Origin of the sequence: Chitinophaga varians (assembly GCF_014529945.1) — a bacterium.
Classification (GTDB): Bacteria; Bacteroidota; Bacteroidia; order Chitinophagales; family Chitinophagaceae; genus Chitinophaga; species Chitinophaga varians.
Window position 1 is genome coordinate 305186 of record NZ_JACVFB010000005.1, and the last position, 22927, is coordinate 328112.

21 protein-coding genes are annotated in these 22927 nt (G+C 48.9%); 8 read left to right on the forward strand and 13 right to left on the reverse strand.

Annotated elements, in window-relative coordinates; genetic code table 11:
* Positions 1 to 26: 26 nt before the first annotated feature.
* Both guaB and dprA read right to left on the reverse strand, forming a co-directional pair.
* Positions 27 to 1499: an IMP dehydrogenase gene (gene guaB, locus ICL55_RS24735; protein ID WP_188102499.1), complete on the reverse strand. Its 1473-nt coding sequence runs from the start codon at positions 1497 to 1499 to the stop codon at positions 27 to 29.
* A gap of 131 nt (positions 1500 to 1630) precedes the next feature.
* A complete protein-coding gene (gene dprA, locus ICL55_RS24740) occupies positions 1631 to 2731 on the reverse strand; it encodes a DNA-processing protein DprA (RefSeq protein WP_188102502.1) in 1101 nt (366 codons plus the stop codon).
* 96 nt (positions 2732 to 2827) lie between these two features.
* Between dprA and ICL55_RS24745 the strand changes: the two genes are divergently transcribed.
* Positions 2828 to 3637: a 5'-nucleotidase, lipoprotein e(P4) family gene (locus ICL55_RS24745; RefSeq protein ID WP_246496558.1), complete on the forward strand. Its 810-nt coding sequence runs from the start codon at positions 2828 to 2830 to the stop codon at positions 3635 to 3637.
* A gap of 164 nt (positions 3638 to 3801) precedes the next feature.
* On the opposite strand, the gene ICL55_RS24750 is transcribed toward ICL55_RS24745, so the two are convergent.
* From ICL55_RS24750 to pckA, 4 genes are all read right to left on the reverse strand, one after another.
* A complete protein-coding gene (locus ICL55_RS24750) occupies positions 3802 to 5691 on the reverse strand; it encodes an OmpA family protein (protein WP_188102504.1) in 1890 nt (629 codons plus the stop codon).
* A 96-nt stretch (positions 5692 to 5787) separates the two neighbouring features.
* Positions 5788 to 6414, reverse strand: a complete 627-nt coding sequence (locus tag ICL55_RS24755) for a 7-carboxy-7-deazaguanine synthase QueE (protein ID WP_188102507.1) — start codon at positions 6412 to 6414, stop codon at positions 5788 to 5790.
* Between the two features lie 36 nt (positions 6415 to 6450).
* Entirely contained in the window at positions 6451 to 7338 is an 888-nt protein-coding gene (gene folD, locus ICL55_RS24760; RefSeq protein ID WP_188102509.1) for a bifunctional methylenetetrahydrofolate dehydrogenase/methenyltetrahydrofolate cyclohydrolase FolD, read from the reverse strand.
* A 289-nt stretch (positions 7339 to 7627) separates the two neighbouring features.
* Positions 7628 to 9229, reverse strand: coding sequence for a phosphoenolpyruvate carboxykinase (ATP) (pckA, locus tag ICL55_RS24765; protein ID WP_188102511.1), 1602 nt, complete (start codon positions 9227 to 9229; stop codon positions 7628 to 7630).
* Between the two features lie 330 nt (positions 9230 to 9559).
* Between pckA and ICL55_RS24770 the strand changes: the two genes are divergently transcribed.
* From ICL55_RS24770 to ICL55_RS24790, 5 genes are all read left to right on the forward strand, one after another.
* Positions 9560 to 10849 carry an aminopeptidase P N-terminal domain-containing protein gene (locus tag ICL55_RS24770; protein WP_188102513.1) on the forward strand — a complete coding sequence of 430 codons (1290 nt, stop codon included), beginning with the start codon at positions 9560 to 9562 and terminating at the stop codon, positions 10847 to 10849.
* A gap of 133 nt (positions 10850 to 10982) precedes the next feature.
* Entirely contained in the window at positions 10983 to 11750 is a 768-nt protein-coding gene (gene pssA, locus ICL55_RS24775) for a CDP-diacylglycerol--serine O-phosphatidyltransferase (protein ID WP_188102515.1), read from the forward strand.
* Positions 11751 to 11908: 158 nt separating this feature from the next.
* A complete protein-coding gene (gene purS / locus ICL55_RS24780; protein WP_188102517.1) occupies positions 11909 to 12154 on the forward strand; it encodes a phosphoribosylformylglycinamidine synthase subunit PurS in 246 nt (81 codons plus the stop codon).
* A gap of 88 nt (positions 12155 to 12242) precedes the next feature.
* Positions 12243 to 12911, forward strand: a complete 669-nt coding sequence (gene rsmI, locus ICL55_RS24785; RefSeq protein WP_169224191.1) for a 16S rRNA (cytidine(1402)-2'-O)-methyltransferase — start codon at positions 12243 to 12245, stop codon at positions 12909 to 12911.
* Between the two features lie 161 nt (positions 12912 to 13072).
* Positions 13073 to 14956, forward strand: a complete 1884-nt coding sequence (locus tag ICL55_RS24790) for a M1 family metallopeptidase (protein ID WP_188102519.1) — start codon at positions 13073 to 13075, stop codon at positions 14954 to 14956.
* A 61-nt stretch (positions 14957 to 15017) separates the two neighbouring features.
* On the opposite strand, the gene ICL55_RS24795 is transcribed toward ICL55_RS24790, so the two are convergent.
* From ICL55_RS24795 to ICL55_RS24825, 7 genes are all read right to left on the reverse strand, one after another.
* Positions 15018 to 16061 carry a patatin-like phospholipase family protein gene (locus tag ICL55_RS24795; protein WP_188102522.1) on the reverse strand — a complete coding sequence of 348 codons (1044 nt, stop codon included), beginning with the start codon at positions 16059 to 16061 and terminating at the stop codon, positions 15018 to 15020.
* Positions 16062 to 16226: 165 nt separating this feature from the next.
* The gene (locus tag ICL55_RS24800) at positions 16227 to 16793 is read right to left on the reverse strand and encodes a DinB family protein (protein ID WP_188102524.1); all 567 of its coding nucleotides are present in this window, start codon (positions 16791 to 16793) and stop codon (positions 16227 to 16229) included.
* 195 nt (positions 16794 to 16988) lie between these two features.
* On the reverse strand, positions 16989 to 17198 hold the full coding sequence (locus tag ICL55_RS24805; RefSeq protein WP_188102526.1) for a hypothetical protein: 210 nt from the start codon (positions 17196 to 17198) through the stop codon (positions 16989 to 16991).
* Between the two features lie 21 nt (positions 17199 to 17219).
* Positions 17220 to 17603, reverse strand: a complete 384-nt coding sequence (locus ICL55_RS24810; protein WP_188102529.1) for a hypothetical protein — start codon at positions 17601 to 17603, stop codon at positions 17220 to 17222.
* 16 nt (positions 17604 to 17619) lie between these two features.
* A complete protein-coding gene (locus tag ICL55_RS24815; RefSeq protein ID WP_188102531.1) occupies positions 17620 to 18177 on the reverse strand; it encodes an RNA polymerase sigma factor in 558 nt (185 codons plus the stop codon).
* A gap of 124 nt (positions 18178 to 18301) precedes the next feature.
* Positions 18302 to 18931 carry a 16S rRNA (guanine(527)-N(7))-methyltransferase RsmG gene (gene rsmG / locus ICL55_RS24820; RefSeq protein WP_188102533.1) on the reverse strand — a complete coding sequence of 210 codons (630 nt, stop codon included), beginning with the start codon at positions 18929 to 18931 and terminating at the stop codon, positions 18302 to 18304.
* A 146-nt stretch (positions 18932 to 19077) separates the two neighbouring features.
* Positions 19078 to 20214, reverse strand: coding sequence for a glycosyltransferase (locus ICL55_RS24825; RefSeq protein WP_188102535.1), 1137 nt, complete (start codon positions 20212 to 20214; stop codon positions 19078 to 19080).
* Positions 20215 to 20491: 277 nt separating this feature from the next.
* Between ICL55_RS24825 and tgt the strand changes: the two genes are divergently transcribed.
* Complete coding sequence (gene tgt, locus ICL55_RS24830; RefSeq protein ID WP_188102537.1) at positions 20492 to 21622, forward strand: tRNA guanosine(34) transglycosylase Tgt; 1131 nt, start codon at positions 20492 to 20494, stop codon at positions 21620 to 21622.
* Positions 21623 to 21660: 38 nt separating this feature from the next.
* Positions 21661 to 22740 (forward strand): LptF/LptG family permease, encoded by a 1080-nt coding sequence (locus ICL55_RS24835; protein WP_188102539.1) that lies wholly within the window; start codon positions 21661 to 21663, stop codon positions 22738 to 22740.
* Positions 22741 to 22927 lie beyond the last annotated feature (187 nt).

Genomic DNA, 22927 nt, shown 5'->3' on the forward strand with positions numbered 1-22927 from the left:
CTTACTAATTCGTAATTCGTAATTGATTATCGGCTGTAGTTCGGTGCTTCTTTAGTGATCACCACATCGTGAGGGTGGTTTTCTTTCACGGTAGCAGCGGTGATTTTTACAAACTGAGCACCCTGCAGGGCTTTCACGTCTTTAGAACCAGTGAGGCCCATACCTGCACGCAGACCGCCAACGAATTGCTGGATGACTTCAGACAGGTAACCTTTGTAAGGTACACGACCTACGATGCCTTCCGGAACCAGTTTCTTGATATCATCTTCATCCTGGAAGTAGCGGTCTTTACTACCTTCCTGCATGGCTTCGATAGAGCCCATGCCGCGGTAGGACTTGAATTTACGGCCTTCGTAGATGATAGTTTCTCCGGGGCTTTCTTCCACACCGGCGAAGATGGAACCGGCCATGATACAGGAAGCGCCGGCGGCGATTGCTTTTACCATATCACCGGTATAACGGATACCGCCATCGGCGATTACCGGAATACCCAGTTTCTTCAGTGCTTCAGATGCTTCCAGAATAGCGGACAATTGAGGGAAACCAGCGCCGGTTACGATACGGGTGGTACAGATAGAGCCTGGTCCCACACCTACCTTCACAGCGTCAGCGCCTGCCTGTGCCAGTGCCAGCGCACCTTCTGCGGTAGCTACGTTACCGGCAATCACCTGCAGTTTCGGGAAAGCTTTCTTTAATTTTTTGAGTGTGTTGATCACCGCGATAGAGTGACCATGGGAGCTGTCCAGACAAACTACGTCAACACCTACGTTGATGAGAGCCTGGGCGCGGTCCAGTACATCGGGGGTAATGCCCAGTGCAGCACCTACCAGCAAACGGCCAAATTCATCTTTTACGGCATTGGGATAGCTGGTCAGCTGCAGAATGTCGCGATAAGTGATCAGGCCAACCAGTTTACCTTGTTTGTTAACAACCGGCAGCTTTTCAATTTTATATTGCTGAAGGATTTTTTCCGCCTTTTTCAGATCGGTGCCTTCTGGTGCTGTGATGAGTTTTTCACTGGTCATTACTTCTGATACCAGGCGCTTTTTGTTTCTTTCGAAACGCAGGTCCCTGTTAGTCAGAATACCAACCAGTTTGTTATTGTCATCGATAATGGGAATACCACCAATGCCGTTTTCTTTCATGAGCTTCAGCGCCTGGCCAATAGTGGCATCGGCTTTCAGGGTAACGGGGTCCATAATCAGACCGCTTTCGCTACGTTTTACCCTTCTTACCATCTCCGCTTGTCTTTCGATGCTCATGTTTTTGTGGAGAATACCTATACCCCCTTCTCTCGCCAGCGCGATAGCCAGATTGGCTTCTGTCACAGTGTCCATAGCCGCTGATACCATCGGAATGTTCAGACGTATGTTCTTGGTGAGTTGCGTAGAGATGTTTACTTCTTTAGGCAGAACTTCGCTGTAGGCCGGCACGAGGAGCACGTCGTCAAAGGTAAGGCCGTCAGCTACAAATTTGGGTTTAGATTTTCCCGCAGGCATGATGCAATTATTAATCAGTTAAAAAATAATTGCACGCAAATGTAGCTCTATTTTGCCAATAAATAAAATATTCACCACCAACACACCCCTGATGGACTGTTAATATTACGTTATTAACATTGGTCGTGTATCTATACTATTAGCTCGTAACGCTGTCCGGGTAAGCTTTTGAGTACACTTTGCATTTCAAGCCTGAACAACGCCTCCGCCACCTGACTACCCGTGAGGCCGGTCAACAGATACAACTCTTCCACGTGCCGTGGCGACTTCTCCCGGAATAATTGCATCAGCTGCTGTTCATTGTCTGACAATTGTAAAAACAATTCCCGCTGGACGACCGGCGGCTTTGACGGTTCTTCCCATCCCATCATCTGTAAAACATCTGCTGCGCCAGTGATCAACATCGCTTTATTGTTTTTAATCAGATGATTACAGCCTGCTGCCTGCGGATCATCTGCTCTTCCCGGAACACAGAACACGTCCCGGTGATAACCACCTGCCAGGTCTGCCGTAATGAGGGATCCGCCCTGCAACCCGCTTTCTATGACAATGGTAGCATCACAGATACCGGCTACGATACGGTTGCGCTTAGGGAAGTTCTGCCTGTCGGGCAGATGCCCGCTCATAAAATCGGTCAACAGCCCGCCCTGTGCCATCATGGCTACAGCGGTGCCTTTATGCGCCGCCGGGTAAATACGGTCCAGCCCATGCGCCAGCACGCCAATAGTGGGCGTACCTGCCTGCAAAGCCGTTTCGTGGGCCAATATGTCAATGCCATATGCCAGTCCGCTCACTACTGTTACCTGCGCGGCAGCCAGCTCTTCCGTGAGCTGCCGGCAAATACGCCGGCCATACGATGATGGCTTCCTGGTGCCTACCACACTCACCATCCGCGTTGTATTCAGCGAAGCAGCACCTTTAAAATATAACAGCGAAGGACTGTCGTAACAATGATGCAGCCGCTGTGGATACTCCGGGTCCGTACAGAACAATGCCCGGATACCATACTTCTCTATAAAAAGTATCTCTTTCTCCGCTGCGCTGAAATCACGGAAACTACGAATGGCATTGGCCCTGACGCTGCCTACGGTTTCTATGCATTCCAGTTCGCGCCGCCGCGCACGGAAAATATCACCGGCACTGCCAAATGTTTCCAGCAGCTTACGGACAATCACATCACCAATTAAAGGAATACGGGTTAAGGCTATCTGGTATAGCAACTCCTGGGACATAACAAACAATTTCCTTTTAAATTACGATTTTCCTATCAGCACACATGTTGCGGGAACCAATTATTTTTGCAGTCAACAACAGTAATTTTTATGATGATGAAAAGGTTATGGACAGGCGCACTGCTGCTGGGAATGCTGGCCTGTAAAACAACAACGCCCGTAGCTGTGCAAACACCCGCTGCACCGGCTACACAACTCACGCCCTACGGCCCCGCATGGGCTGCTTTATGGCAGCAACAGGCCGGTGAATACAAAGCCCTCTGCCTGCAAGCCTATCAACTGGCGGCTTTGCGGCTCGATCAATACCTGACACAACCCCATCATCTGCCACTCGCTGTGGTAACAGACATCGATGAAACAGTACTCGATAACAGCCCGTACACTGTACATCAGGCATTCAACGGCAAAAGTTATGACGAGAAAAGCTGGGTGGAATGGACCGCCAGGGCCATCGCTGACACAGTACCCGGCGCGCCTGCTTTCTTTAAATATGCTGCCTCCAAAGGGGTGAAGGTTTTTTACATTACCAACAGATTGGAAACAGAAAGGGCGGCTACACTGAAAAACCTGCAACGCTACGGCTTCCCCGACGCGGACGATCAGCACCTGCTGCTGAAAACAGCCGGCTCCGGTAAAGAACCCCGCCGCCAACAGGTATTGCAGCAGTATGAAATTGTACTGCTCTTCGGTGATAACCTCAGCGACTTCGCCGCTGCTTTCGATAAAAAACCGGTTGCAGAAAGGAATGCTGCCGCGCTACAATCCGCTGCCAGCTTCGGTAGCCGGTTCATCGTACTGCCTAATCCTATGTATGGCGACTGGGAAGGGGCGTTGTACAACTATCAGTATAAACTCACGCCATCACAAAAAGACAGTGTGATGAAAACGCGGTTGCTTAACTACTAGTTTTTTTTCACGCAAAGACGCAAAGCAGCAAAGGCGCTAAGACAATAAAAGAAAACAAAGAAAGCAAAGGAGCGGACACCAAATGTGATCTCCGCTCCTTTGCTTTCTTACAATTCTTAAAAATATTTCTTAGCGTCTTTGCTGCTTTGCGTCTTTGCGTGAAACTATTCCACGCTCACAATACGGAATACCGTTCTCCTGTTCGCGGCGCGTCCTTCCTCGGTATCATTGGTGGCAATCGGCTGCGTTTCCCCATAGCCTTTGAAGGTAAGGCGGTTCGCGGCAATACCTTTGTCTGTCAGGTATTTTACAACTGCCTTGGCCCGATTGGTTGACAGTACCATGTTGTCTTTATCAGCCCCCACATTGTCGGTGTGGCCGGTGATCTCGATTTTAATCACGGGGTTGTCCTGCATCAGTTTCACGAGTTTGTCCAGTTCGGTCACCGACGCCGGTTCGAGGCTGTACTGGTTGCTCTGGAAGAAGATGTTATGCAGGATAATGCTGGCGTTGACGGCCAGTGGCTGCAACGGAATGTTTTTCTCAAACGGTACGCCGGGGTGATGATCTTTCAGGGAGAAGTTATCGGAATAGAACAAATATCCCTTTTTATTCACGTGGAAAGCATAGTCTTTCCCTACCGGCAACGGTGCCAGGAAATCGCCGTTATCGTTTGTTTTAACTGCCGCAATCGGGTACCCGCCTTGCAGGTCTATCACGTCGATATTGGCGGTAAGCCTTTGATGTGTAGTGGTGTCGTATACAAAACCTTTTACATAGAGGGTTTGCAGGGGACGGGCTTCGGGATACAATTCAAAGCGGTAGATGTCGAGTGCGCCGCGGGTGTCTGAGCGGTCGGAGGCAAAATAGGCCGTTTTACCATTGGCTTCTACTACCAGTGATGCGTCTTCATCGATGGTATTAATAGGATAACCCAGATTGGTGGCGGGGCCCCAGCTGCCATCGGGCTGGCGGCGGGAGTAGAAGATATCGAGGCCTCCATAGCCGGGATGCCCGTTGGAAGCGAAGTACAGCGTTTGTCCATCAGCGTGGATAAAGGGAGTGGTTTCTCTGCCGCGGGTGTTAATATTAGGTCCAAGTCGCTCCGGAACGCTCCAGCGGCCATTTTCAAGCCGACGGCTCATAAAGATGTCGGCACCTGCATCAGATGTTTCGCGGGCGAAATACAACGTTTGTTTGTCGGCAGAGAGGCAGGGCTGAGATTCCCAGTCACGTGTATTGATCGGTGCCCCGATGTTCTGCGGTGGTGTCCAGCCGTTGGGTGTTTTCTCGGAATAGTAGATGTCGCAGCTGCCTTTGCCTTCAGGGAATTCACAGCCGGTGAACACAAGTAAGGTACCATCCTGGGAGATGTTCTGGGCGCCTTCGTTGAAGGAGGTGTTTACCGGTTCTCCCATATTCTGTGCGGGCTGCCAGCCGCTGCTGTCGCGGTGAGAGATGAAGAAGTCCTCATTGCGGCCATTAACGCGGCGTGTATAGATCAGCGTTTGTGCATCGATGGTGAGTGACGGAAAGTACTCCGGGTCCTGACTGTTGATATGATCTCCCAGATTTTCAGGATGGAAAGGGACCTGTTGATGTTGGGTGACTGCAAACTCATAATTATCTCTGAGTCTTTCTGCGTTTTTATTCAATGTTTTGCTGGTGGCAAGATATTGACGGATAGCATTCAATGCGCTTTGAAAGTCGCCGGTGCCGGCGAGAGAGCGGGAATAGGCTACCATGACCGGTTTGAGGCCGCTGCTATCGAGTTGTTTTAATTTTGTGAAACTTTCTTTGGCGGCGGAATAGTCTTTCAGATCGATGTAGCAGAGGCCCATCTGACCATAGGCATCGGTAAAGCCGGGCGCCGCTTTGATAGCGTTCTGCAGCAGGCTGATGGCTTCTTTGCTTTTATACATGCGGACAGCGTCTACTGCCTCATCAAAAAAGGCTTTGGCTTTCTTAGGGGCTGTTTCATAGGTGACAGTCTGGGCCTGCGTTTGCAGGCAGCAGCACCATAAACAGGCGGATAATAACAGCGCACGTTTCATAAGTGTATCTGGGTTGTGTGACGAAGATAAAAGATAAAACGAAGAAGCCACTGCTTTCATTGCAGTGGCCTCTTCGTTTTATCTTATCTTATCCTGTTACGGTACATTGATATATTTATGTACCTGTAAAGACAGGCCCCATTCGGGGTGTTCTTTGATGTAGTCGATGATCAGCGGCGTCATTTCTGCGCTGCGGTCCCATTCCGGCGCGAGGTACAGCTTACATTGTTTGCTGACCAGTGCGGCATATTTTTCTGCCCAGGCGAAGTCGGATTTGTTGAAGATGACCACTTTCAGTTCGCTGGCCACTTTACAAACTTCCGGCAACGGCGCTTTGAATTTTTTGGGTGACAGGGTAATCCAGTCCCAGCTGCCGCTTAGCGGTGAGGAGCCGGATGTTTCCATATGGGTACGGAATCCTTTTTTATGCAGGGCTTTGGTGAGCGCGTCCAGGTTGTGCATCAACGGTTCGCCGCCGGTGATAACCGCGAGGCGGCCCGGTTGGGCAGCAGCCTCTTCCACGATATCCGTGATCTCGCGTTGTGGGTGTTTTAAGGCATCCCAGCTCTCTTTTACGTCGCACCAATGGCAACCTACGTCACAACCACCCAGCCTGATAAAATAGGCTGCCTTGCCCTGATAGTAGCCTTCACCCTGAAGGGTGTAGAAACTCTCCATCACCGGCAGGGTGCTGGTCTTGGTATTTGTTGTAATAACTGACATGATTTACGGCACAAAGTTCGGTATTTACCGCAACTTTTAGTTCATACTTCCTTTCAGGCCGATATTGGCGTGATAGGTATTTTTCAGCAGCGCTGCGATGGTCATAGGACCTACGCCGCCCGGTACTGGCGTGATGAAGCTGCATTTAGGCGCTACTTCATCAAATTTAACGTCTCCTTTAAGGCGGAAACCGCTCTTTTTGGAGGCGTCAGCCACACGATTGATACCTACGTCCACTACGACAGCGCCTTCTTTCACCATATCTGCAGTCACAAAGTCCGGTTTGCCGATGGCAGCGATGATGATATCGGCCTGGCGGCATATTTCAGCCAGATTTTGTGTGCGGGAGTGGGTGAGCGTCACGGTGCAGTTGCCCGGGTTGGTATTACGGCTCAGCAGGAGGCTGATAGGGGTGCCCACGATGTGGCTGCGGCCTATCACTACAGCATGTTTGCCGGCAGTAGGAATATTATAGTGTTCCAGCATCAGCATGATGCCATAAGGTGTGGCAGGAATAAAGGCTGGTAAACCGCTGACCATTTTACCCACGTTCATGGGATGGAAGCCGTCTACGTCTTTGCTGGGATCGATGGTATTGATCACCAGTTCTTCGTTGATGTGTTTGGGCAAAGGCAGTTGTACCAGGATGCCGTCCACATCTGCGTTTTCATTGAGCAAAATGATCTGGTCCAGCAGGTGTTTTTCGGAAATCTGCTCGTCAAAACGAAGCAGGGTGGAGTTGTAACCACATTCTGCACATGACTTTACCTTGGAAGCTACGTAAGTTTCGCTGGCGGGATTGTTGCCTACCAGTATAGCTGCGAGATGCGGTACTTTTTTACCAGCAGCCTTTAATTCAGCCACCTGAGCGGCTAATTGGGCTTTAATAGCCTCAGAAACGAGTTTACCGTCTAAAATTTGCATGTGCAAAGCTACGAAATCAATTACGAATTACGAATTACGAATGAAGGGTTGTTTTACAGAAAGGCTACTTAATAACCGCTCTATAAAACAACCCTTCATTCGTAATTCGTAATCCGTAATTAATTGCGCGGCATCCGGCAAAACAAGCAACAAGGGGAGGCACTTGTTTTGCCCGGGCATTGCGCCCGTCAGAATGCGCGATAGTGGAAATTATAAGGCAAAACTTGCATATATACTTCCCTGCTACCCGCGGGTAGCAGGGAAAGATTTTTGATCACATAAGAGAACATCAGATTTTTGGTGCAGCAGCGAGGATTTCAGCGTCTGCAGCGGCAGCGTATTTTTCGAAATTGCGGATGAACTGGGCGGCCAGGTCTTTCGCTTTTTCATCGTAGGCTGCTTTGTCATTCCAGGTATTACGCGGGTCCAGGATTTCGGCCGGAACGCCGGGGCAGCTATCAGGCATCGCCACACCGAATACAGGATGAGGGTGGAAGGTGGCGTTGTCCAGCTCTCCTTTCAGGGCAGCAGAGATCATCGCACGGGTATAAGACAGTTTGATACGGCTGCCGATGCCATAAGCACCGCCGGTCCAGCCGGTATTGATCAGCCATACGTTCACCTGGTGACGGCGCATTTTCTCACCGAGCATCTGGGCGTACTGCGCCGGGTGCAACGGAATGAAAGGTGCACCAAAGCAGGCGCTGAAGGTAGACTTAGGCTCGGTAATGCCTGCTTCCGTACCAGCTACCTTGGCGGTATAACCGGAAATGAACTGGTACATCGCCTGACCGGGCGTGAGCCTGGAAATAGGCGGTAATACGCCATAAGCATCACAGGTCAGGAAGAATATGTTTTTAGGAATGCCTCCGATAGAAGGTTCCAGCGCATTATCGATATAAGACAGGGGGTAAGATACCCGGGTGTTTTCCGTAATGGTACAATCAGTGTAGTTAACAGTGTTGGTGCCGGGGAAGAACTGAATATTCTCCAGCAGGGCGCCGGGGCGTACTGCACGGAATATCTGCGGCTCTTTTTCTTCAGACAGGTCGATACATTTGGCATAACAACCGCCTTCAAAGTTAAACACGCCGGTGGGTGTCCAGCCATGTTCGTCGTCGCCGATGAGTTTACGGGAAGGATCTGCACTGAGGGTCGTTTTACCGGTACCGCTCAAACCGAAGAAAATGGCAGTATCGCCTTCGTCTCCCTGATTGGCAGAACAGTGCATGCTCAATACCTGCTTATCATGTGGCAGCACGTAGTTGAGGATCGTGAAAATACCTTTTTTGATTTCGCCGGTATAGGCGCTGCCACCGATGATGATGGTTTTACGGGAGAAGCTTACCATGCTGAAGTTGCCCTGACGGGTGCCGTCAATGGCAGGGTCGGCGAGGAAACCAGGCGCCTGGATCACTGTCCAGTCGGTATGCATGTAATCCAGTTCTTCTTCTGTGGGACGCAGGAACATGTTATAGGCAAACAGGCTGGACCAGGGCAGTTCAGTGACCACCTTGATGTTAACCCGATAGTCTTGATCTGCGCAGGCGTAGCAGTCACGTACCCATACATCTTTGCCGGTAAAATAGGCAGTGATTTTCTGATACAGACGGTCAAACACGTCCGCGGAAACGGGAATGTTAAAATCGTTCCAGTTAACAGTGTCAGCGGTGAGCTCGTCTTTTACAATAAATTTGTCTTTGGGTGATCTGCCGGTAAATTGGCCGGTATTAACGGCCAGCGCTCCTGTGTCGGCCAGTACGCCTTGTTTTCTGGCTAACGTCTGTTCAACCAGTTTTTCTGGAGACAGTTGGTAGTATACATTCGACACATTCTCTATGCCCAGTTCCCGTAAGTCAGCAACAGGGTTCCTTACGCTACTCATTTGCATAAAAAGCAAGATTGTTTTGGTGTAACAGCAAAACTAGGCATTTTTTGATATCGTCAAATTTTATCGGTGTTACACCACTAAAATTTAGAAAAAGTGAGTGGTACTTGGGGTTATTGTTGATAGATTTTTAATTTGGCTGCGTTTCCTTGCAGTATTTCAAAAGGTAGATGTGTGAATATAACATTAAGTATTTGCAAGAGAGTATCAGTATTTAACCAGCTCTCTCCGCTTTTTAACCAGTTTACCTGAATTTAAATTTATCACACAGCGGATTCATGAAATCACAAAATTTTGGCCTAGGTTTGGAGCCTCATTTGAAATATAGACGATATGAAGAATCTGCCCTTGGACTCGCAGCTGTTCGTTAAAAACCGCGCGCGTTTTGTGGCCAAAATGCAGCCACAGTCAATAGCTATTATCAACTCCAATGATGAATTGCCGACCAACGGTGATGCGTTGCATAAGTTCAAACAAAACTCCGATCTGTACTGGCTTACCGGTATTGATCAGGAAGATACCATGCTGGTGTTGTTCCCGGACAACCCGGACCCGAAATACCGCGAAGTACTGGTACTGGTACGCCCCAACGAACTGAAAGAAAAATGGGACGGCCACCGCCTGCGCAAAGACGAAGCCTTTGCCATCTCCGGTATCGGCACGGTAGTATGGCTCGACAGCCTCGATGCCCTGCTGCAGCAATGGATCAACGATGCCACCAATATCTACCTGAACTCCAACGAAAATAACCGCAAAGCCAGCCTGGTACCGGTAAAAGATTACCGCTACGTACAGGAAATGAAGCTCCGCTACCCGCTGCACCACTATCTCAGAGCGGCTGTTATCTTCAAAGAGCTGCGTGCGGTGAAAACAGCGGAAGAAGTGAAAGTGATGCAGGAAGCGGTAGACATTACAGAAAAAGCGTTCCGCCGTATTCTGAAATTTATTAAGCCCGGTGTATGGGAACATGAAATACACGCGGAAATTGTGCATGAATTCCTGCGCAACCGCTCTGCCGGTGAGGCTTACGGTTCTATCATCGCTTCCGGCGACCGTGCCCGTACCCTGCACTACGTGTCCAACAACCAGGAGTGTAAAGACGGTGAACTGATCCTCATGGATTTCGGCGCGGAATACGGTGGCTATAATGCTGACCTTACCCGTACGGTGCCGGTTAATGGCAAATTCACGGACCGTCAGCGTCAGGTGTATAACGCCTGCCTGCACCTGCATAACTATGCTAAAAGCATTCTCCGTCCCGGTATCACCATCGCTAAGTACCACGAAATGGTAGGAGAGGAAGCCGGTAAAGAGTTTGTGAAACTGGGCCTGCTGACGGAAGCAGATATCAAAAACCAGGACCCTGAAGCGCCGGCATACCGCAAATACCTGTACCATGGTATCTCTCACCATCTGGGGGTAGACGTGCACGATCTGGGCCCGTCTATGTACAAACCTATACCGGAAGGCGCGGTGATGACTGTTGAACCAGGTATCTACATCGAAGAAGAGAAAATGGGCATCCGCATTGAAAACAACATATGGCTTACTGCCAGCGGCAATGTGGACCTTTTCAGGAATATTCCTATCACTGCTGAGGAGATCGAAGCACTGATGAAATAAATTACGAATTACGGATTACGAATTACGAATGGAGGGCTTGCTGGCAGAGCGGTTATTAAGTAACCTTTCTGTGAGCAGACCCTCCATTCGTAACTCGTAATTCGTACTTTGTAATTGAATTAAAGCTATTTGAATGCGACAACTTCCTAACATTATTACCCTATGTAACCTTTTTTGCGGTGCATTGGCCATTATTTGTGTGCTGCATGCGCCGGAGTTCCGGGTGGAGTTTAACGGCAATGATTATACGGTGACTAATCCGGAGCCTGTATACTGGGCTTCCGCATTGGTGGTGCTGGCGGCGGTCTTCGATTTCTTTGACGGTATGGTGGCGCGTTTGCTGAAAGTACAGTCGCCCATGGGCAAGGAGCTGGATTCGCTGGCAGATGTGGTGACTTTTGGGGTAGTGCCCGGCATGATGCTGTACCGGCTGCTGCGAAGCGCCTACTACCAAATGCCGGATACTTTTGACGTATCCATGGTGAACCTCGCGCCGGCCTTGCTGGTACCCTGTTTTGCGGCGTACCGTCTGGCTAAGTTTAATCTCGATACCCGTCAGTCTGAAAACTTCATTGGCGTGCCAACACCGGCTGTAGGCCTGCTGGTGGCCTCTTTCCCCATGATCGTACTATATAATCCCTATAATCTGGCCCACTGGTTGCAGAACATCTGGGTCTTGTATGGTATCATCGTAGCGCTCAGCTATCTGATGGTGGCGGAAATTCCCATGCTCAGCCTGAAAATAAAGGAGAAATCCCTGAAAGCCAACTGGACAAGGCTATTGCTGATTGCACTGGTGCTTGTCAGCATTCCTTTTCTGAACTATGCAACAGTTCCGTTTATATTCATCTGTTATGTGTTGCTCTCGCTGGCAGTACCGCCCAAAGTAACACCCGCATAGCATTACGAATCACGAATTACAAATTACGCATTACGAATGGAGAGTTCGCTGTTGGAGCGGTTATTCAGTAACCTTTCAATGACAGGATCCCTGCATTCATAATTCGTAATTCGTAATTCGTAATTTTTTTTAGTAGGTTTGCGCCAAATTTTAGCACAATGACTTTTACTGCACATATCAATGTGATGCCACTGAAAGAATTATTGGACCCGCAAGGTAAAGCGGTGATGAGTGGTCTCAAAAACCTTGGCATGGGCCAGGTGCAAGATGTACGGATTGGCAAACACATTACCCTGCAAATTGAAGCCGCCAGCAAGGAAGAAGCACAGCAGATCGCTGAAAGTGCCTGCCAGAAGCTGTTGGCCAACCAGGTAATGGAATACTTCGAAGTACAGATACAATAAAAATAATTACGAATTGCGAATGACGAATGACCTGAAACAAAACGGTAGTCCCCAATTCGTCATTCGTCATTCGTAATTCGTAATTAACATGAAATTATACCTCATTCCATCTCCAATCGGTAATCTCGCCGATATTACCTACCGGGCTGTCAAAGTACTGGAAGAGGCGGAATTGGTGCTGGCCGAGGATACCCGTACCTCCGGCGTGCTCCTCAAACATTACCAGATCAACAAACCGGTAACTCCCTACCATCAACATAACGAACACAAAATTGTGCAGCACCTGCTGCAACAGCTGCAATCCGGCAAAACCATGGCCCTGCTCACAGATGCAGGCACGCCCGGTGTTTCCGACCCCGGATTCCTGCTGGTCCGCGAATGTATCCGTGCCGGCGTGCCGGTAGAATGCCTGCCCGGCGCTACCGCATTCGTTCCTGCACTGGTCAACAGCGGCATACCCATGAACCGCTTTACTTTTGAAGGCTTCCTGCCGCTCAAAAAAGGCCGCCATACACTGTTCACCCAGCTGGCCACCGAAGAACGCACCTTCGTTTTTTACGAGTCACCCATGCGACTGGTGAAAACACTGGCCGATCTGATACAATACCTCGGTCCCGACCGCCCCTGCTGCGTTAGCCGCGAACTCACCAAAATGTTCGAGGAAAACAAACGTGGCACCCTGCAGGAAGTACATGACTACTTCCTCGAAAAAGGGGTAAAAGGCGAAATCGTGGTAGTTGTACAGGGCGCTGACTAAACACATTTTTTCATTTTCTCATTTTTATATTTCCCTAAAATCCCAAAATCAGGGAATTCCAAAATTAATAGCCCAATAACCCAACAGCCCAATAACTCAATAATCAAATAGCCAAATACCTAAATGTTGTTTATTTTAGCCCGGAATAAAAATAACACTGAATGAAGCACGGGGTATTAGGAAGCTGCCTGGCCCTTACCATGATGACGGGCAGCTGGTTACAACTAAATGCACAGTCAGACCGCTGGCAACAAAGGGTAAAGTATACAATGGATGTGGCGATGGACGCCCCTGCCAACAAACTGACCGGTAAACAACATCTGGAGTATGTCAACAATTCTCCCGATACACTGAAGAAAGTCTTCTATCACCTGTACTGGAACGCTTTCCAGCCAGGAAGTATGATGGACGTGCGCAGCCGTGAACTGGGCAAAATCGTGCTCGGTAAAGATAAAAACGGCAATCCCCGCCAGGACTGGGATGCACGTGTACGGGACCGCATCTCCAAACTGAAACCGGATGAAATAGGCTACCAGAAAATCATCTCCCTGAAAAGAGATGGTAAAACACAAGCCTTCAAGGTAGTGGAAACAATTCTGGAAGTACCACTGGACAAGCCTATCCTGCCACATTCAAAAGCTGTGTTCGATATGGAGTTTGAAGCACAGGTACCCGTACAGATCCGCAGAAGTGGCCGCCAAAATGCAGAAGGCGTGGACTTCTCCATGGCCCAATGGTATCCTAAAATGTGCGAATACGACTACGAAGGATGGCATCCTACTCCCTACATCGCCCGCGAATTCTACGGCATATGGGGCGATTATGATGTGAAAATCTCCATCGATAAAAAATATGTGCTGGGTGGCACCGGTTACCTCCAGAACCCTAACCAGATCGGCTATGGCTACGAAACACCGGGCACTAAAGTAACCCGTCCTGCTGGTAATACACTGACCTGGCATTTTGTGGCGCCTAACGTACACGATTTCGTATGGGCCGCAGATCCGGACTACAAACACATTACACAGAAGGTAGATGGCTTTACGGCGCATTTCTTTTACATAGAAAATGAAAGCACCCGCGAATCATGGCCCGAGCTGGCTAAAATGATTCCGACAGCTTACCAGTATATCAAGTCACATTACGGCGCCTATCCTTATCAGCAGTACTCCTTTATACAAGGCGGTGATGGCGGGATGGAATACCCAATGGCTACGCTGATCATGGGCAACCGCAACATCTCCGCACTGTATAATCTGGCACTGCATGAATGGATGCACACCTGGTACCAGGGGATGCTGGCTACCAACGAAAGCCTCTATCCATGGATGGACGAAGGTTTCACCACTTTCGGTGAAGACGCTACCTACTATAATACCGTGGATTCCCTGAAGGGAAGAAACCCGCATGAAGGCTCTTACGATGGCTATTTCGCACTGGTGAAAAGCCCTTATGAAGAGCCGGCGTCTACCCATGCAGACCACTTTAATTCCAACTATGGCTACAGCCTTACTGCCTATTCAAAAGGGGCTGTATTCCTGGAGCAGCTGGGGTATGTGATCGGTAAGGACAACCGCGACGCCGGCCTGTTACGCTATTACAACGAATGGCGTTTCAAACATCCGAATGCCAATGACTTTATCCGCGTAATGGAGAAACAGAGCGGTATCCAGCTCGATTGGTACAAACAGTACTTTATCAATTCCACCAAACATATCGATTATGGTATTGACAGCATCTATAGCAAGGGTAGCAAAACGGTGGTGCGCCTGCGCCGTATTGGTCTGTTCCCCATGCCAATAGATTTTATGGTGACCGATAAAAAAGGCAATCAGGTGATGCACTATATTCCGTTGTCGCTCATGTTTGGGGAAAAACCCAATGAGCAACCATCAGTAAAACGTATAGTCGATCCTGTTTGGTACTGGACCAACCCTACTTACGAAGTAGAACTGGACCTGCCGCTGTCTGACATAAAAGAGCTGGAAATTGACCCCAGCCGGCGTTTGGCAGATGTTGACAGAAGTAATAACAAAGCAATATAAATTACAAATTACGAATGACGAATGGAGGGTTTTTTCATGGAGAGGTTAATAAATGAACTTCTCATGAGGAAACCCTCCATTCGTCATTCGTCATTCGTAATTTGTAATTCGTAATTACCTCAGCGGCTTTCGTTTCCCCGTCGGCTATCATGTTTTTAATAGCGCGGTTGATAAATTCCAGTCCGCCCATACCTGCAGCCGGCGAGGTATCCGGCCTTATCACATGCAGGTTTAATATTTTTTTCCCTTTGAACGGCGCTGCCTCCGGCAGGTCAAAGCATTGATGGATCGTGTCCGGTGGTACGCCTGCAGCCTGCAGCTGGCGTTGTATCGCTTCCAGATAACGAAGCGACTGATTGTACACCATCGGTACGGCGATATCCTTTTCAGACATATTGATGGTGGCCCAGTCCATGGTACGTTCCAGTACGTCCACCAGATTTTTAAACTGAATATTATATTCTTCCTGTGCTACCGGCGTATGCAATACAAGGTAAATGTCTGTTGCACCCCTGTCTATGGCGAGTTTTACCGGAGCATACAGTGGGCCGCCGCCATCAGTGAGTTGTTGAAGTGGTTGATCGGGCTCGGTAATATCTACGGGCGGCATAAAGGCTGGCTGCGTAAAAGAGGCTACCATAGCGTCGCGCAGCGTGTTCATATCCGGGAGCTTTTTCACCGTGTAGCCGTCACTGTTGGACTCCCGGTTGGAGAAATAGATGTTGCCTCCGGTTTGAAGGCTTCTGGTGGCAATGAACAATTCACGCGGAGCGTCCATCAATTGCTGGTAGCGGTCTTCCGTAACGATGGCGTTGATCTTGTGCAGTAACGGAATAATGTTATACAGCGAAAGATGGTTGTTGGCCAGTCGCTGAATAGCATGATTGGTGGAAAGGAAGTCGGGTGTAACATTGGCGGTAAAAATCTTTTCGGCCAGTTCATTGTCTCCGATGGCTGTCAGCAGGGCAATCAGCGAGCCGGTACTGGTACCACAAACGATATCGAACTGGATATCCGGATGATACTGTCGGATGTATTTGACCACTCCTATGGCGAAGGCGCAACGGGCACCGCCTCCTCCTAATACTAATGCTGTTTTCGTCATGATAGATTTTTCAAGAATGATGTACGGTTTGTACTGCTAAACTGGCAAGGGGTTATGCGTATGACATTTGGTGGTCATCTCTCAAATTACAAAATCCGGGCAAAAAAAAATCAGGACAGCATCGCGGTCCTGATCAGGCGTAAAAATAAGTTGGATATATAACGATTAAAAGATGAGTTGTTGTAATTGATTTTCCCAGTTGTGGCGTTGTAGTTCATGGAATTTCAGCTGTTCAAGATGGTGTTCTGTATGATAGGCCGTGAAGTACAACATTTCCCGCATGGTGATTTTGCCCAGCAGGGGGTGGGGCAGGCGATACTTATCAAGCTCATTTTCAGACCATCTGCCAAGATTTTCCAGCAGTCTGCCCTTTTGTTTAAGGAAGGCTTCTATGAGTACGGGCCGCTGTGCGCCGTAAACAATACCGGGCAGGTAGGTGATGGTGGATTTGCCGCCATGGGCCAGCAGCTGGCGATAATCTTCCACCAGTTCCGGATAGGAGCGTGATGGCTGGCGGCTGGTGCCAAAGTAGTGCAGCAATATTTTCGGATATCCCATAGCGGTAGCTACAGGCCTGGACGATTTAATGAGATGTTGGAGTTGTTGTCCTGCAGACCATTTACCATAAGGCGTAGCCGTGAAACGATGATCCGGCAATGTCTGCACGAAATCAACAAAATTATCGAAGCTGCTATTGATCTGAGAATGGATCTCATGCTGGTTCAGGTACATAGGAAATGATTTAGAGGGTGCATAAAACACAAAACCGGACGCTTCCAAACTGATACCCGGGCCACTTTGCATTCTTCCTGAAGTTACGCCGGTTTTGTGACCTGTCCAATAAATTGATAGATATAAAATATAGTAATATTTACTTTTCAGGTGCTAAACTCAATAAATTGATCATTTCTACCTGTGAAAAATCAATTATTCCAGTATTTCACAGAGAAATCCCTGTCGTTGTACGAAATCAATGATGATATTCTCAGTCACCTGAAGGTCGCCAATTCTGAGCACCCTGTCGCAGTCATCGAGGTCCACGTGGCAGCTGGCTACCTGGAAGCTGGAGGTAATAGCCTGTATCATGGCTTGTTTGTCGTGTTGACTTCCGATATTGGTTTTGAAGATGCCTATCATAGCGGAACGGGTTTAGTTGGGTTATACTTGTTTGTCCTCTCTTTCACCGCGATCTTTCTGTTGATCGAATTCTTCCTCGCGCCAGTCAAACCGGCGGGGATCACAGTAGTGGCGGAAACGTTGCCTTATTTTTTCCCGTTGTTCCGGTGTCATGTTGGCCAGTTTCTCTTTCCATTCTTTGCGTTGGCGCCATCCGCCCCATCTGCCGCCACCGGGCTTATGGCCATGCCAGCCAAAGAGCAGTTTGCCTAATACGAGCAGGCCGAGGGCTTGCCAGTAGGAGATCACGGGGCCGTGGAAGAGTTCTGGTATCAGGTTGTTCCATAATACTTGTGTCAGCAGGATGACGAGGGCAAAAAAGGCGATGCCTGCCAGTACCAGCCCTATTTTTTTGATGGGTCGCATATCTTGAATAATTTGTTTAGTTATTAAATAGTTCCTGATAAAGTTCCGACAGCCGTTCCCGCAGATACAGTACTGCATAGCGTTTCCTTGACAGCAGCGTATTCACGCCGACGCCTGTTTCTTCACTCATTTCTTTAAAGGATTTGCCTTCCAGTTCATGTTGCAGGAAGACCTGTTTTTGTTCGGCAGGCAGTTCATCGATCGCCTGTGTAATAGCTTCTGATATGATCTTCCGTGTCAGCGGGGAATCGGCTTGTAAGTTCTCGTCAGCAAGGATTTCCGGCAGGAAAAGAACTTCTTCCCCTTCTATTTCGCGCGTAAAGTCGGTGAAAGGTGTTTCTTTTTTCTTGCGGAACCAATCGGTGATACGGTTGCGCGTCACAGCGAAGAGCCAGCCCGTAATGGAATCAATCTGGCTGCCAAGGCGCAGGTATTCGGTAAATTGGTACAGTACGTCCTGCAATATGTCCTCCGCATCCGACGCGTTGCTAACACGCTGCCGGATGAAGTGCAGTAAACGCTTGCGTTCCTGCTTCACCGTAGCCTGTATGCGGTCGTTTTGCTCTTGGGCCATTATGCTGTTTGTGAGGAGCAACTGTTTCATCGTAATAAGGAAGACGAAACAGTAAAAACGATATTTTATTTTTCGAAAAAAAAATATCAGGGGCAACAAAACCGGTATCCATGGCGGTTATTCCTCAACTCTTCACCATCACAATGTATTTTTCCTTAAAGCTTTCTTCCGGAAAAACGTCATAGAGGTCTATTAACCGCGGTTTTACGCCGCTTTCGGAGATTTCTGCTGCCAGATCGCCGCCTTTCAGGCATATCAGTCCTTTTTCAAACTGTTTGCCGGGCACGGCCGATTTTTTCAGCAGGGGCTTGCTCCACCGCCACAGGTCGGCCAGCGGGGCTACGGCCCTGGATACAACGATATCGAATTTACGGTTTTTAATTTCTTCTACACGGCTATGCGCGCTGGTCACGTTTTTCAGGCCAAGGGCTTCTGCAACGCCCTGTACCACCTTGATTTTTTTGCCGATGGAGTCTACCAGGTGAAACTGTACTTCCGGGAAAAAGATGGCCAGCGGAATGCCGGGGAAACCGCCCCCGGTGCCCAGGTCCAGTATCTGGGTGCCCGGCTGGAAATCTGCGATGGCCGCTATGCTCAGGGAATGCAGCACATGCCGCTCATACAGGGAGTCAATATCTTTCCGGGAAATCACATTGATCTTCCCGTTCCATTCCTCATACAATCCTTTCAGGGCTTCCAACTGTTGTAACTGAGCAGGCGTAAAATCGCTGAAATACTTTAAAATAATCTCCATGGCGCAAAAGTAAAACCATTTGGTTATTTAATCATTTGATTATTCGATTATTTAAAAAGGGGACGAAAATCCGCTCGGATCTTCGTCCCCTTCTAAATATCTAAATGACAAAATATCTAAATGACAAAATAATCAAATGAACGGGTCTACCATTTGTTCTTAGAGCGAAACATCAGCGCAGGTGTAAATATGATATAATATAACACCATGAAGATGTCCATCAGCCAGCTGAACTTGAAAAGATCACTCTCATCAAGCCTGCGCATGGCGGAGTAGGTGATGACAGACTGCACCAGCACTTTGGCGGCAAAGATACCCAGCACATACCACAGGACCGGCGGTGGGAAAAACAGCGCGAAAATAAGCGCCGGATAAAACAGGAAGTGGGTCAGGGAAAACAGGCCCAGCACAAACTTATGCCCAAAGCGGTAGTGTTTGCCGGTAGACATATGCCTTGTTTTTTGCCTGAACCAGCTTTTCCAGCTCAGTTTCGGCTCCGAATAGGTAAAAGCCTGTTTATCAATGACCACGCCCACATTTTTGCGGGTAGCGGCAGAATTGACAAACAGATCGTCATCACCGCTGGCCAGATGCTGGTGGCTGGTGAATCCTTTATGCCGGAAGAACAGCTCTCTTTTATAAGCCAGGTTACGGCCCACGCCCATATAAGGCATGCCGCTCATAGCGAAGGAGAGATGTTGCAGCGCACTGAAAAATGTTTCGTAACGGATCACCTTATTCAGGAAGCCCGGTTTTTTATGATAAGCGCCGTAGCCCAGCACTATTTCCTTTTCATCCTCAAATCCCTGGCTCATTAATGTCAACCAGTAAGTACTGCCCGGTTTACAATCAGCGTCCGTCAGCAATACGGTATCGTACTGGGCACCTTTCAGGCCTATAGACAGCGGATATTTTTTCCCGGGAATGAACTTGGCGGCTTGTTTGATTTCAATATGCCGGTAGTGGGGATAGCCCGGCTCTATAGAGCGGAGATAATATTTGGTATCATCTTCAGAGTTGTCGTTGACCACAATCACCTCATATTCCGGTTTATGGTGCACATGATAACGCTGTTGCAATACGCCCGGCAGATTTTTCTGCAGGTTAAGTTCTTCATCCTTGGCGCAGATGATCACTGAAAAAGGGCCGCCAGGCGCTTGGTCCAGGTCAAACTTACGACGATAAAAAGCTACCCGGGAAAAAACAAACAGATAATATATCGTCTGAATTCCTGCTATGGCAGCGAAAAAGTATAAGGCAATTTCACCCAGATTGTCAAGCATAATGCTGGCAAAAATATAATATTTTTATTATCTGTAAAATAATAAAAAACCCATAGAATTTTTAAATTTTAAAATTTGATTATTTAGATATTCGATTTAAGGATTGGGGAATTTCCTGATTTTTGAATTTGAAATAGCCCGAAGACCACGTTAGATCGTTCTTCACGGATGTAAAATTCCCCAATCGGTAAATTCCCAATCCGTAAATCCAATAACCAAATAACCCAATAACAAAATGCCCAAATAATCCGATCTTTGCACGCTGAAATTAAGAGCTGTGAATTTTGAACTGATAACAACAGATAATGGCAGTAATGCCAGGGCAGGTAAGATTACCACGGCCCACGGTACCATAGAAACGCCGATTTTTATGCCGGTAGGCACGGTGGGCAGCGTGAAAGCCGTTACCCAGGACCAGGTGCGTGACGATGTACAGGCACAGATCATTCTGGGCAATACCTATCATCTTTACCTGCGCCCGGGGCTGGAAGTGTTGTCACTGGCCGGCGGCCTGCATAAATTCAACGGCTGGGAACGCCCCATACTGACCGACAGTGGCGGGTATCAGGTATTTTCCCTGGCTGCCAACCGCAAGATCAAGGAAGAAGGGGTGGTATTTCAATCCCATATCGATGGTTCCAAACACCTGTTCACCCCTGAGAACGTGATGGATATCCAGCGGACCATCGGCGCCGATATTATCATGGCGTTCGATGAGTGCCCGCCCTACCCGTCTGAATACCGCTATGCGCGCAAATCCATGGAGCTGACGCACCGCTGGCTGGACCGCTGCATACAGCGCCTCAAAGACACACAGCCTGCCTATGGTCACGAACAGACCCTGTTCCCCATTGTGCAGGGCAGCACCTATAAAGACCTCCGTAAGGCATCCGCGGAGTATATTGCCTCCCGCGGCGCCGCCGGCAACGCCATCGGCGGCCTGAGCGTAGGCGAACCCGAAAATGAGATGTATGAAATGTGCGGACTGGTGACCGAAATCCTGCCGAAAGACAAACCCCGTTACCTCATGGGCGTGGGCACTCCCTGGAATATCCTGGAGAATATCGCCCTCGGCGTGGATATGTTCGACTGCGTGATGCCCACCCGTAACGGCCGTAATGGCATGCTCTTTACCTGGAACGGTGTCATGAACATCCGCAATAAAAAATGGGCCACCGATTTCAACCCCATCGACGCCAACAGCGAATGTTTCGCCACCCGCGACTACTCCCGTGCCTATCTGCGCCACCTGTTCGTGGCCGGCGAAATTTTAGGCATGACATTGGCGAGTATCCACAACCTCGCTTTTTATCTGGAGCTGGTAAAAGAAGCCCGCCGCCAGATACTGGCCGGCACCTTCGCTACGTGGAAAACAGGAATGGTACAGCAACTGAAAACGCGACTGTAAAAGTTCAGACTATAAAATAAACTAATATCTTTGGGCTCATGACTAAAATAGACTGGTACATTTTACGCAAGCTCATTGGAACTTTTATTTATTCCCTGATGATATTGCTGGTCATTTCCGTAGTGATCGATATCACAGAGAAGATAGATGATTTCATTAAGTATCATATATCCCTGCACGATGTGATCGTGGATTATTACTTTGGTTTTATCCCGCATATCGCAGCCTTGCTGTTTCCCCTGTTTATATTCATTTCCGTTATTTTCTTCACCTCCAAAATGGCCTACCGGTCGGAGATCATTGCGATCCTCAGCGCCGGTGTGAGTTTCCGCCGCTTCCTGCGCCCTTACTGGGTAGGTGCGTTCCTGTTTGGCGGTATCCTCTGGCTGGCCAACTATTGGGTGGTGCCCAATGCCAACCGTGTCCGTACCACTTTTGAAAATACCCGGATACATACGCCGGACAATGAGCAGTCGCAGTACGACCGTACCAGCCGTATCGACAGCTTCACCTACGTAACTTTCGGTACCTACGACCCCAACTATAAAAGCGGCAGCAACTTCACCATGGAAAAAGTGGATAAACAGCTGATGTCTGTAAAGTTGCGTGCCGACCGTATCACCTGGGATTCCACCAAAAAAGCATGGAGACTGGATTATGTGTCTGTGCGGCATATGGATGGACTGAAAGAAAAATGGTACAGTCGCCAGGATTCCATTCTCAAAATAGCACTGAACCCGAAAGACCTGCTGGAGGTGAAAAATCTGCAGGAGGCCATGACTACGCCCGACCTGCGCCGGTATATCAAGCGGGAAGCCATTCGGGGCTCTGAAGGGCTGAATACCTATTGGGTGGAGTATTACCGCAGAACGGCTGCCGCTGCTGCCGTGGTGATACTGACCCTCATCGGCGGCATTATCGCCGCCAAAAAAGTTAGGGGCGGCAGTGGTTTGCACCTGGCGGTGGGCATCGTGATCAGTGCCAGCTATATCATCCTGATGCAGTTTACCACTGTATTCAGTACCAAAGCCGACCTGAACCCGCTGGTGGCGGTGTGGATACCCAATGTGCTCTTCGGGGGACTGGCATTTTATCTGTATCGCCGCGCGCCAAAATGATGCAAATCCGCATCCCCGTTCCCAGGGCTGGAGCCCCGGGCTACGATGTGTGTCAGGCTGGTGATTTCATAGGGCATAAGTATTGGCTACCTACCGTATTTCTTCATAAGGAGGCTCCTTTAAAGAGGGGCCTTTTTCATGTGACAGGGTATCTCAGGGGCTCCAGCCGGCGTGAAAATTTGCTTCA

Excerpts from the sequence above, each read along its gene's own strand:
- guaB (WP_188102499.1), bottom strand. The coding sequence starts at position 1,499 with ATGCCTGCGGGAAAATCTAAACCCAAATTTGTAGCTGACGGCCTTACC.
- dprA (WP_188102502.1), bottom strand. The coding sequence starts at position 2,731 with ATGTCCCAGGAGTTGCTATACCAGATAGCCTTAACCCGTATTCCTTTA.
- ICL55_RS24745 (WP_246496558.1), top strand. The coding sequence starts at position 2,828 with ATGAAAAGGTTATGGACAGGCGCACTGCTGCTGGGAATGCTGGCCTGT.
- ICL55_RS24750 (WP_188102504.1), bottom strand. The coding sequence starts at position 5,691 with ATGAAACGTGCGCTGTTATTATCCGCCTGTTTATGGTGCTGCTGCCTG.
- ICL55_RS24755 (WP_188102507.1), bottom strand. The coding sequence starts at position 6,414 with ATGTCAGTTATTACAACAAATACCAAGACCAGCACCCTGCCGGTGATG.
- folD (WP_188102509.1), bottom strand. The coding sequence starts at position 7,338 with ATGCAAATTTTAGACGGTAAACTCGTTTCTGAGGCTATTAAAGCCCAA.
- pckA (WP_188102511.1), bottom strand. The coding sequence starts at position 9,229 with ATGCAAATGAGTAGCGTAAGGAACCCTGTTGCTGACTTACGGGAACTG.
- ICL55_RS24770 (WP_188102513.1), top strand. The coding sequence starts at position 9,560 with ATGAAGAATCTGCCCTTGGACTCGCAGCTGTTCGTTAAAAACCGCGCG.
- pssA (WP_188102515.1), top strand. The coding sequence starts at position 10,983 with ATGCGACAACTTCCTAACATTATTACCCTATGTAACCTTTTTTGCGGT.
- purS (WP_188102517.1), top strand. The coding sequence starts at position 11,909 with ATGACTTTTACTGCACATATCAATGTGATGCCACTGAAAGAATTATTG.
- rsmI (WP_169224191.1), top strand. The coding sequence starts at position 12,243 with ATGAAATTATACCTCATTCCATCTCCAATCGGTAATCTCGCCGATATT.
- ICL55_RS24790 (WP_188102519.1), top strand. The coding sequence starts at position 13,073 with ATGAAGCACGGGGTATTAGGAAGCTGCCTGGCCCTTACCATGATGACG.
- ICL55_RS24795 (WP_188102522.1), bottom strand. The coding sequence starts at position 16,061 with ATGACGAAAACAGCATTAGTATTAGGAGGAGGCGGTGCCCGTTGCGCC.
- ICL55_RS24800 (WP_188102524.1), bottom strand. The coding sequence starts at position 16,793 with ATGTACCTGAACCAGCATGAGATCCATTCTCAGATCAATAGCAGCTTC.
- ICL55_RS24805 (WP_188102526.1), bottom strand. The coding sequence starts at position 17,198 with ATGATAGGCATCTTCAAAACCAATATCGGAAGTCAACACGACAAACAA.
- ICL55_RS24810 (WP_188102529.1), bottom strand. The coding sequence starts at position 17,603 with ATGCGACCCATCAAAAAAATAGGGCTGGTACTGGCAGGCATCGCCTTT.
- ICL55_RS24815 (WP_188102531.1), bottom strand. The coding sequence starts at position 18,177 with ATGGCCCAAGAGCAAAACGACCGCATACAGGCTACGGTGAAGCAGGAA.
- rsmG (WP_188102533.1), bottom strand. The coding sequence starts at position 18,931 with ATGGAGATTATTTTAAAGTATTTCAGCGATTTTACGCCTGCTCAGTTA.
- ICL55_RS24825 (WP_188102535.1), bottom strand. The coding sequence starts at position 20,214 with ATGCTTGACAATCTGGGTGAAATTGCCTTATACTTTTTCGCTGCCATA.
- ICL55_RS24835 (WP_188102539.1), top strand. The coding sequence starts at position 21,661 with ATGACTAAAATAGACTGGTACATTTTACGCAAGCTCATTGGAACTTTT.